This window comes from Rhizobacter sp., assembly GCF_035702065.1.
In the GTDB taxonomy this organism is placed as follows: Bacteria; Pseudomonadota; Gammaproteobacteria; order Burkholderiales; family Burkholderiaceae_C; genus Rhizobacter.
Map to the genome: position 1 here is coordinate 36,672 of NZ_DASSRA010000125.1, position 10,019 is coordinate 46,690.

At 66.3% G+C, this 10,019-nt stretch carries 12 protein-coding genes; 2 read left to right on the top strand and 10 right to left on the bottom strand.

The genetic code is table 11. From position 1 onward, the window contains the following. Positions 1-9 precede the first annotated feature (9 nt). The gene (locus tag VFL64_RS05880) at positions 10-624 is read right to left on the bottom strand and encodes a hypothetical protein (RefSeq protein WP_489539442.1); all 615 of its coding nucleotides are present in this window, start codon (positions 622-624) and stop codon (positions 10-12) included. A gap of 231 nt (positions 625-855) precedes the next feature. Between VFL64_RS05880 and VFL64_RS05885 the strand changes: the two genes are divergently transcribed. Next, the gene (locus tag VFL64_RS05885) at positions 856-1,143 is read left to right on the top strand and encodes a hypothetical protein (RefSeq protein ID WP_489539443.1); all 288 of its coding nucleotides are present in this window, start codon (positions 856-858) and stop codon (positions 1,141-1,143) included. Positions 1,144-1,218: 75 nt separating this feature from the next. Next, positions 1,219-2,256 (top strand): MvdC/MvdD family ATP grasp protein, encoded by a 1,038-nt coding sequence (locus tag VFL64_RS05890; RefSeq protein ID WP_489539444.1) that lies wholly within the window; start codon positions 1,219-1,221, stop codon positions 2,254-2,256. Positions 2,257-2,271: 15 nt separating this feature from the next. Here the strand turns inward: VFL64_RS05890 and VFL64_RS05895 are convergent, their stop codons facing one another. From VFL64_RS05895 to VFL64_RS05935, 9 genes are all read right to left on the bottom strand, one after another. Next, positions 2,272-3,420: an acyl-CoA dehydrogenase family protein gene (locus VFL64_RS05895; RefSeq protein WP_489539445.1), complete on the bottom strand. Its 1,149-nt coding sequence runs from the start codon at positions 3,418-3,420 to the stop codon at positions 2,272-2,274. Positions 3,421-3,497: 77 nt separating this feature from the next. Beyond that, positions 3,498-4,925, bottom strand: coding sequence for a replicative DNA helicase (dnaB, locus tag VFL64_RS05900; RefSeq protein ID WP_489539446.1), 1,428 nt, complete (start codon positions 4,923-4,925; stop codon positions 3,498-3,500). A gap of 149 nt (positions 4,926-5,074) precedes the next feature. Then, positions 5,075-5,527, bottom strand: coding sequence for a 50S ribosomal protein L9 (gene rplI, locus VFL64_RS05905; protein ID WP_489539447.1), 453 nt, complete (start codon positions 5,525-5,527; stop codon positions 5,075-5,077). A gap of 11 nt (positions 5,528-5,538) precedes the next feature. After that, positions 5,539-5,829, bottom strand: coding sequence for a 30S ribosomal protein S18 (gene rpsR / locus VFL64_RS05910; RefSeq protein WP_047496240.1), 291 nt, complete (start codon positions 5,827-5,829; stop codon positions 5,539-5,541). Between the two features lie 63 nt (positions 5,830-5,892). Continuing rightward, a complete protein-coding gene (priB, locus tag VFL64_RS05915; RefSeq protein ID WP_489539448.1) occupies positions 5,893-6,174 on the bottom strand; it encodes a primosomal replication protein N in 282 nt (93 codons plus the stop codon). 37 nt (positions 6,175-6,211) lie between these two features. Next, entirely contained in the window at positions 6,212-6,580 is a 369-nt protein-coding gene (gene rpsF / locus VFL64_RS05920) for a 30S ribosomal protein S6 (protein ID WP_489539449.1), read from the bottom strand. A gap of 155 nt (positions 6,581-6,735) precedes the next feature. Next, on the bottom strand, positions 6,736-8,808 hold the full coding sequence (locus tag VFL64_RS05925) for a VC_2705 family sodium/solute symporter (protein WP_489539450.1): 2,073 nt from the start codon (positions 8,806-8,808) through the stop codon (positions 6,736-6,738). Next, the gene (locus VFL64_RS05930; protein WP_489539451.1) at positions 8,801-9,061 is read right to left on the bottom strand and encodes a DUF4212 domain-containing protein; all 261 of its coding nucleotides are present in this window, start codon (positions 9,059-9,061) and stop codon (positions 8,801-8,803) included. Before VFL64_RS05930 ends, VFL64_RS05925 begins: the two co-directional genes overlap by 8 nt. A 70-nt stretch (positions 9,062-9,131) precedes the next feature. Next, positions 9,132-10,019: putative PEP-binding protein (locus VFL64_RS05935; protein WP_489539452.1), on the bottom strand; the 888-nt coding region annotated here is incomplete at its 5' end.

The following is a 10,019-nucleotide window of genomic DNA, read 5'->3' on the forward strand; positions in this document are numbered from 1 at the left end:
TTTCCTGTCTCAGGCCTTGGTGGCCAGTGAACCCGGGTATGTGAGCGAGCTGGCAGTCGGCGAAACAGAGAACACCGCCGTGCTCGCGGTCGATTGCTGCATCAGCGAGGTGTACAGCGACATCACGCCGCCCGAGTTGCCGGCATAGCGCGCCGCTTGCGAGATGGCCGCGTTCTGCCGGATCGTGGCCGAGAGCTTGAGCGCATCGCGCGCCTGCGTGGCGATGCGGGCGGAGAAGCCAGGCTGGGAGGTGTCGGCCTTGAGGAAGGCACTCACCGCGGCCTTGTCGGCCTCCGCGCCCTTGAGCGCCACCGCACCATCCGAACTCACCGAGAACTCGACCGGGCCCGACAGCTTGATGTTGGCCTTGCCCAGCGCAGCGCGCAGGTCAGCGGCCAGGGCGGCTTGCTGCTTGTCGAGCGCACGCCCGGGCACTGCGGCCTGCGGGCGACTGCCTGCGGCCTTGAGCGCCGCTTCGGTGGTGGCGGCGGCCTGGGTCTTGGCCTTCTCGCTGACCGTGGACGTGCTCGCCCCACCGAGCAGGCTGGCGGCACCGTTGTCCGCAGAAGAAGTCTTGGTGCTCAGGTAGCTCAGGAGCGATGCGCTGCTGTTGAATGAGATCACGGTCGTTCCCTGGCCGAGACGTCGGCCGCGCTCCCTATCCTGCCGCGCGAGGCCGAACTGAATCGCGATTGCAGGCCGGGATTTGCATGGCACTTCGTGCTTGACAGGCCGTGCTTGACACGCGCTGCGCCCCTCGAAGCAAGGGGGTTCCATTCATCAAGCTTGCCGATGGCCACGGCTCGCTCAACTCCTACGCTGAAGCCTCCCTTCAACTACTCAGGAGAACGTTTGATGAACGGAACCAAACTGCTCATTCCCGCGGCCATGTTGACCGCCAGCCTCGGCGTGGGCGCCAAGATCGCGCCGGCTCCGGCCCCCGTCGACAAGGCGACCACCGAAGCACAGCGCGTCGTCACGCCGGCTGTGCTGGGCGTTCGCGCCCCCGACAGCTACCCGATCCCCCAGCGCCTGCAGGACTACACCGACTCTGCGGCAACGCAGATTGCGCGGCCCTGCACCGGCTCGCGCTGCGGCTCGATCTCGGGCAGCGGCAACGGCTGGGACGACAGCGACCAGTAAGCAACCCGCGCGGAACGGGAGGTCCCCTGCGGGGCCTCTCCACCCACCGCCGCTTCACTACACGAGGGCCTCCAATTGACACACACCCACACCACCTCCGCGCCGACCATCGGCATCGTCACCCTGTCCGAGGATCTTCATGCCCATGTGATCCGCGACGAGCTGCAGAACCGGCTCGGCGCGCGCTGCGTGATCGTCGAGACCGATGAGGTGGCGCAAAGCGGCGCAATCAACTGGTCGCCTGAGGGGCACTGCGCGCCGACGCTGCCGGTCGAGGGCGGCGACCGCGTCGACGTGCGCACCCTCGACGCCGTCTGGTGGCGCCGCCCGAGCGGTCGGCACTGGGACCGCTCGCGCCCGGGGCTGGAGGAAGTGGTCGAACCGCGAGCGCTGGAAGTGGTGCGCAACGACTGCCTCGCCGGCTTCCAGGGCCTGCTGTTGAACGAGTTCAGCGGCACCTGGGTCAGCCACCCGGACGCAACACGCCGCGCCGAGAACAAGCTGGTCCAGCTGCGCGCGGCGGTCCAGGTGGGCTTGCGCATCCCGCGCACGCTGGTGAGCCAGGATCCCCAGGCGATCCGCGCGTTCTGTGCGCAGCAGCCGACCATCGTCAAGACGCTGGCGGGCGCCTTCGGCATACCGCTTCTCGCGCACGACGTGCGCCCCGAGATCCTGGCCGACGACGACTCGCTGCGCTTGTCACCGGCGATCTACCAGGAGCGCATCGAAGGCCGCGACCACCTGCGCGTCCATGTGTTCGGCTCGCACATCGAGACGGCGCGCCTGCGCTGCGAAGAGCTCGACTGGCGCGTGCACCTGGACAGCACCGACATCGAGCCGCAGGCCCTGCCCGCCGACGTGGAGCGCCGGCTGCGCGAGTTCATGCAGATCCTGGGCCTGCGCATGGGGGTGTTCGACCTCAAGATCGACACGCGGGGCGAGATCGTCTGGCTCGAAGTCAACCCGCAGGGGCAGTTCCTCTTCGTCGAGGGCATGTCGGACATGAAGCTGGCCGCGGCCTGCAGCGACTTTTTGTACCGCGCGGCCTGCGAGCGGCAACGCCCGCGAAGCAGCGCGCTGCGGACTCGGGCGGCCGATCTGGCGAGCGCGTGAGGCGGGTACCCCGCGCTACAGCGCCCGCGCGATCACCTCTTTCATGATCTCGTTGGTGCCGCCGTAGATGCGCTGCACGCGCGCATCGGCGTACATGCGGGCGACCATGTATTCGTTCATGTAGCCGTAGCCGCCGAACAGCTGCAGGCACTCGTCGATCACCCTGCCCTGCGCCTCGCTGGCCCACAGCTTGGCCATGGAGGCGGTGGCGGTGTCGAGCTGGCCAGCCACCAGGTCTTGCACGCAGCGGTCGATGAAGGCGCGGCCCACCTTGATTTGCGTGGCCACTTCGGCGAGCTTGAATCGGGTGTTCTGCAAATCGGCGATGGGCTTGCCGAAGACCTTGCGCTCGCGCACGTAGTCGAGCGTGACCTGGTAGGCACCTTCCATCGCGGCCAGGGCGCCCACGCCGATGATCAGGCGCTCGTAGGGCAGATCGCTCATCAGCTGGAAGAAGCCCTGCCCTTCCTGCCCACCCAGCAGGTTCTCGGCGGGAACCTTCACCTCGTCGAAGAAGAGCTCGGAGGTGTCTTGCGCCTTGAGGCCGATCTTGTCGAGCACGCGGCCGACGCGAAAGCCTTCACACCCCTGCGTTTCGACGATCAGGATGGAGGTGCCACGCGCCGCCTGCGCGGGGTCGGTCTTGGCGACCACCAGCACCACGCCGGCGAGGAAGCCGTTGGTGATGAAGGTCTTGGAGCCGTTGATCACGTAGCCGCCGTCGCGCTTGTCGGCGCGGGTGCGAATGGCCTGCAGGTCGGAGCCGGTGCCAGGTTCGGTCATGGCGATGGCGCCGACCAACTCGCCGCGGGCCAGGCGCGGCAGGTACTTCTTCTTCTGCGCCTCGGTGCCGTGGTTCAAGAAGTAGTGCGCCACGATGCTGTGCACCGAGGTACTCATGCCGGTGAGCGAGCGGCGTGACAGCTCTTCGATGATCACCGCCTCGTGGCGGAAGTCGCCGCCGGCGCCGCCGAACTCTTCGGGGATGTCGGTGCACAGCAGGCCCAGCTCCCCGGCCTTGCGCCACACGGCGTGGCCCACGTTGCCCTGTTGGCGGGCGGCTTCGTCGCCGGGCACGACCTCGCTCTCGACGAAGCGCGCCACGTTGTCGCGGAAGAGCTCGATGTCTTCATCGCTCCAGGAGCGGGGGAAGGCGATGGGCATGATGAGGTGCCTTTCTTCGGAAGGCGCTTGGGCCAGGCGGGCGCTTGCAAGGCGTGGCCCGGGGAAATGAGGCGCCGTCAGTAGAAGTCGTCGCCGCCGCCACTGCCGGGCGCCATGTTCTCGAACTTGGTCAGCGGCTTCAGGAACGCCAGCTTCACCGTGCCCACCGGGCCGTTACGCTGCTTGGCGATGATGATCTCGGCAACGCCGGGCTCTTTCGACTGCTCCTTCATGTAGTAGTCGTCCCGGTAGATGAACATGATCACGTCCGCGTCCTGCTCGATGGCGCCCGACTCTCGCAGGTCGCTCATCATGGGGCGCTTGTCGGTGCGGGTTTCGACGCTTCGGTTGAGCTGAGACAGCGCGATCACCGGGCACTTGAGTTCCTTGGCCAGCGACTTGAGGCCACGCGAGATCTCGCCGATCACGGTGGCGCGGTTCTCCTCGCTGCCGCCGCCACTGCCGCTCATGAGCTGGAGGTAGTCGACCACGATGAGCCCGAGCTGGCCGCATTGCCGCGCCTGGCGGCGCGCGCGGGCGCGCAGTTCGCTCGGGCTGAGCGCCGAGCCTTCGTCGATGAATACGGCGGCCTTGCCCAGCTTCTCGACCGCTTCAGACAGACGGCCCCACTCGTCGTCCTTCAGCCGGCCGGTGCGCAAGTTGGACTGGTCGATGCGGCCGAGCGAACCCACCATGCGCAGTGCGAGCTGGGCCGCACCCATTTCCATCGAGAACACCACCACCGGCAGGCCCTCGTTCACGGCCACGTTCTCGGCGATGTTGAGCGCAAAGGCAGTCTTGCCCATGGAGGGGCGCGCGGCCAGCACGATCAGGTCGCCGGGCTGCAGGCCGGCGGTCATCTTGTCCATGTCGAAGAAGCCGCTGCGTACACCGGTCACATCCTCGGCGCCGTTCTCGTGCAGCTCGTTCACGCGGTCGATCAGCTGCACGACCAGCGTGTCCATGCTGATGAAGCCCTGGCGCGAACGCGAGCCTTCTTCGCCGATCTTGAAGATCTTGCTTTCGGCCTCGTCGAGGATCTGCGGCACCGGCCGGCCCTGCGGGTTGAAGGCGGCGGTGGCGATCTCGTCGCTCGCAGCCACGAGCTTGCGCAGCACAGCGCGCTCACGCACGATCTCGGCGTAGCGGCGCAGGTTGGCCGCGCTGGGCACGCTCTGCGCCAACGCGTTCAGGTAGACGAGCCCACCGCAGTCCTCGGCCTTGCCCAGGCTTTGCAGCTGTTCGAACACGGTGATCACGTCGGCCGGCTTGGCCGCGTTGATCAGCCCGCCGATGGCGGCGTAGATCAGGCGGTGCTCAGCGCGATAGAAGTCGCTGTCGTTGAGCAGGTCGCCGGCCCGGTCCCAGGCGCTGTTGTCGATCAGCAGGCCACCGAGCACGCTTTGTTCGGCCTCAATGGAGTGTGGCGGGATGCGCAGTCGCGCGACCTCGTCGTCGGGTCGGGAAGAGCCTGGGAAGTCGTTGCTTGAGAAGACGGCGGCCATCGCTGGATCATACGAACGCCTTGCGCCACGGCTGTGGACAAGGCTGGGGAAATCGGGTGGGTTGGTGGTGGAAATCAAGCCGCACCAAAGAAAAAGGGCCGGCAGAGCCGACCCTTCGTCGCGGAATGCGGGTAAACCGCAGTCGCTGATCAGTCCGTCTCGCCGACGACCACGACCTTGACTTCGACCACCACGTCGGTGTGGGGAGCCACGTTGACGGTGTGCTCGCCGACGGTCTTCAGGGGGCCATTGGGCAGGCGGACCTGCGACTTGGCGACCTTGAAGTCGATGCGGGTCAGCGCATCGGCGATGTCGTGGTTGGTGACGGAGCCGAACAGGCGGCCGTCCACGCCAGCCTTCTGCGTGATGTGAATGGTGCGGCCATTCATCTTCTCGCCCAGGGCTTGCGCGGTGGCCAGTTTCTCGGCAGCGGCCTTCTCAAGCTCGGCGCGGCGGGCTTCGAATTCCTTGATCGCGGCCTCGGTGGCGCGGCGAGCCGTGCGCGAGGGGATCAGGAAGTTGCGTGCGTAGCCGTCCTTGACCTTGACGACGTCGCCCAGGTTGCCGAGGTTGGCGACTTTTTCCAGCAGGATCACTTGCATGTCGTTGCTCCTCAGACCTTGTGCTGGTCGCTGTAAGGCAGCATCGCCAGGAAGCGAGCGCGCTTGATGCAGGTGGTCAGCTGGCGCTGGAAGAAGGCACGCGTACCCGTCAGGCGAGCCGGCGTGATCTTGCCGTTTTCACCGATGAAGTCGCGCAGCGTGTCGATGTCCTTGTAGTCGATCTCTTCGACGCCGGTCACCGTGAAGCGGCAGAAGCGCTTGCGGCGGAACAGCAGGGACTGTTGGTTGCGTTTGGGCTTGCGGTCCTTCGAGAACCGACCTTTACCACGTGGCGGGGGCATATTTCACCTCACTTGAATATCTATCCGGAACAAACATTGAGCGAAGAACGTTCGCGTTCTGGCTCACTCGAATTCGGTCACATGCAGAACGGTGCCGCGGCCGTTGCGCTGGTGGGTCAGGAAGCCGGCAAAGGTGCCAGCCGCTCCGATCTCCAGCCGGGCCAGACGCTGTGCGATTTCTCCGATGGCCACTGCTCGCATCTCCAGGGAGACCTTGCGGGCTTGCCCGGCTTCGGTGACTTGCGATTCGTGCTTGAGGCCGAAATCGCAGGCCGGAAGGCCGGCGGGGGTGTATCGCATCGCGCCTCGCTCCACCATCTGGGCCGACAGAACCACGCGGTTCATGCCGCCTCAGGCGTGTGAAGCGCCGGGCACTTCGGCGTCAGGCCGAAGCCTCCTGCTGCTGAGGAGCCTTGCGGGCATCTTCCTTCTCAACCGACTTCATCATGACGGACGGGCCGGTCTCGGCCTTGCTCTTCACGACGGTCAGGTGGCGCAGCACGGCATCGTTGAAACGGAAACCCGTTTCCAGCTCAGCCAGGACTTCCTTGCTGGCTTCGATGTTGACGCACAGGTAGTGGGCTTTGGCGAGCTTCTGGATCAGGTAAGCCATCTGGCGACGGCCCCAATCTTCGACCCGGTGCACCTTGCCACCGCCGGCGGTGACGATGCCCTTGTAGCGTTCCAGCATGGCCGGAACCTGTTCGCTCTGATCCGGATGGATGAGCAGGATGATTTCGTAATGACGCATTGAGACTCCTTCTGGTTTCCTCTTGCCTGCCGGACATCGACAGGCTTTGAGGGCAGCCACCCCGTTAGGCGTCTGTGAGGGCCGAAGGCCCTCAACCGGGTGTGGCAAGGCGAGCCCGCGATTCTACTCCGAAACGGGGGAAGCCCGCCATGGCCTCAGCCCGGGCCGCGGATGCTGTCCACGAACTCATTGCCCCGCTCTCCGATCGGCCGGGTCAGCAAGCTGCCGACAACGATGCCCGCAAAGCCGGCCAACACGCCGAACACACCGGCCGAGATGGGCTGGATGCCAAACCACAGGTCAACGGGCACCGAAATGCCAAATACGTCACGCATCCAGGCCTCGTTGCGCACCATGTAGTACACGCACAGCAGCAAGCCGCTGGCCATTCCCAGAAGCGCCCCGGTCGCCGTGGCGCGCTTCCAGAAGACGCCCAGCACCAAGGCGGGGAACAAGGCCGATGCGGCAATCGAGAAGGCGGCGGAGACCAGGAACACGATGTCGGCTGGCTTCTGCGCTGCCACCGCCGCGGCGCCGAGCGCTACCACCAGCAGCAGCATCTTGGACGACGTGACCCGTCGCCCATTGGACGAGTTCGGGTCGACCATCTTGAAGTACACGTCGTGCGACAAGGCGTTCGAGATGGTCAGCAGCAGCCCATCGGCGGTGGACAAGGCGGCCGCCAGCGCGCCCGCGGCCACCATGCCCGAGACGACGAACGGCAGCCCAGCGATCTCGGGTGTGGCGAGCACCACCATGTCGGTCCCGATGCGGATCTCGCCCAGCTGCAACACCCCGTCGCGGTTGATGTCGCTCACCGAGAGCAACCCCGGGTCGACCTTGGCCCAGTTGGCGATCCAGGCCGGCAGGCTGTCGAACGGGGTCCCCACCAGCACGTTGAACACCTCGAACTTCACCAGCACGGCCAGCGCCGGCGCCGAGAGGTAGAGCAGCAGGATGAAAAACAAGGACCAGGTGACCGACTGGCGCGCCTGGCGCACCGACGGCGTGGTGTACGAGCGCGTCAGCAGGTGCGGCAAGGCGGCGGTGCCGATGGTCAGGCAGAACACCAGCGCGAGGAAGTTGAGGCGCGAATCCTGATAGGCGCGAGCCTCGGTGGCCGTGCCGTTCGGGTCGCCGGCGAAGGGCCTCGCATGGGGAGGCATGCCGCCCAGCGGCTGGGCGCGGGCCTCACTGCTCGTCTTGACTTGCGTCCACAACCGGCGCGCGGTTTCGGCATCGCGGGGCAAGGCCAGCAACGCTTTCTCGGCCGCCTGGATCTGCGCCAGCGGCGCGTCGGCGGCACGCAGGGCGATCACCTTTTGCCGTGCCGTCTGCTGCTCGCGCGCGAGGGCCGCCGGCACGTCCTTCAGCTTGGCGGCATATTCCTCGGCACGCGCCTTGTGGAGCGCAATGACTTCGAGCTCCCTGGGGTCGGCCTGCAACGCCTGCTCGCGCTGCGTCACCTTCTGCAATTGCTCGCCGTAGATGGCCTGCGGCAATGGCACACCCGTCTGCTTGATCGACAGCCAGAACACCGGCACCAGGAAGGCAATGATGATGACGATGTACTGCGCGATCTGGGTCCACGTCACCGCACGCATGCCCCCCAGGAAGGAACACACCAGAACACCACCCAGGCCGAGAAAGATGCCGATCTCGAACGCCACGCCGGTCAAGTGGCTGGTGATGAGGCCGATGGCATAGATCTGGGCCACAACGTAGGTGAACGAACACAGGATGGCCGCCACCACGCCCATCAGGCGCGGCCCGTGGCTGTTGTAGCGCGCCCCGAGGAAGTCGGGGATGGTGTACTGCCCGAAGCGCCTCAGGTAAGGCGCTAGCAGCAGCGCCACCAGGCAGTAGCCGCCCGTCCACCCCATGATGAAGGCCAGACCGGCATAGCCCTGCAGGTACATCGTGCCGGCCAGGCTGATGAAGGAGGCGGCCGACATCCAGTCGGCGGCCGTCGCCATGCCGTTGTAGACCGCGGGCACGCGGCGGCCGGCCACGTAGTACTCGTCGGCATCGGTGGTGCGGCTGATGACGCCAATGCCGGCGTACAGCAGCACCGTCGCCAGCAGGAAGATGGCGCCGATCCAGCGCCGCGAAAGTCCCAGCAGCTCCAGGCCCGACAAGGCAGCGATGAAGACGAGCAAGCCCAGCACATACGCACCGTAGATGCGGTGCAGCTGTCGGGTGAAGGCGGCCTGCGAGGCCTCAGCCATGGCCTTCGTCTTCCAGCGCTGCGTCGAGCCGGTTCATCAGCCACGCATAGAGGCCGATCAGAGCCAGGTAGACGAGCAAGGCCCCTTGCGCCGCCACCCAGAAGCTGAACGGCCAACCGAAGAAGCTGAAGTCGAGCTCACGCGCGAAGAATGCCGCCACGAAGGTGACGACAAACCACACGCACAGCAGCGCCGCCGTGATGCGAAGGTTCTTGCGCCAGTAGGCGGCGCGCGTGTCGGTCGCTTGCCCCATCGGGCCTGATTCTCAAGCGCCGGGCCCGCCCGGCGCCATCCTCAACAACCCGTGCAGCGCCGCCAGCAGTTCAGCGGCGTGCCAGGCGACGCCAGGTGTCGACCACGGTGTCGGGGTTGAGCGAGATCGACACGATGCCCTTGGCGGCGAGCCAGTCGGCGAAGTCCGGGTGGTCGCTGGGCCCCTGGCCGCAGATGCCGATGTACTTGCCCACGGCACGGCAGGCGGTGATCGCACGCGAGATCAGCGCCTTCACGGCCGGGTCGCGCTCGTCGAAGTCCTGCGCCAGGATCTCCATGCCCGAGTCGCGGTCCAGGCCCAGCGTGAGCTGGGTCAGGTCGTTGGAGCCGATGGACATGCCGTCGAAGTACTCCAGGAACTGCTCGGCCAGCACGGCGTTGCTCGGGATCTCGCACATCATGATGATGCGCAGCCCGTCCTGCCCGCGCTTCAAGCCCTTCTCGGCCAGCATCTCGGTCACGCGCTTGCCTTGGCCAAGGGTGCGCACGAAGGGCACCATGATCTCGACGTTGGTCAGCCCCATCTCGTTGCGCACGCGCTTGAGCGCCTCGCATTCCATGGAGAAGGCGTCGCCGAACCCGTCGCTCACGTAGCGCGAGGCGCCACGGAAGCCGAGCATGGGGTTCTCTTCCTCGGGTTCGTAGCGCGAGCCGCCGATCAGCTTGCGGTACTCGTTGCTCTTGAAGTCGGACAGCCGCACGATCACCGGCTTGGGCCAGAAGGCGGCGGCGATGGTGGCCACACCCTCGACCAGCTTGTCGACATAGAACGCACGCGGCGAGGCGTGTCCGCGGGCCACCGATTCCACCGCCTTCTTGAGGTCGATGTCGATGTTCGGGTAGTCGAGGATCGCCTTCGGGTGCACGCCGATGTTGTTGTTGATGATGAACTCGAGCCGCGCCAGGCCGACGCCGCTGTTGGGCATCTGCGCGAAGTC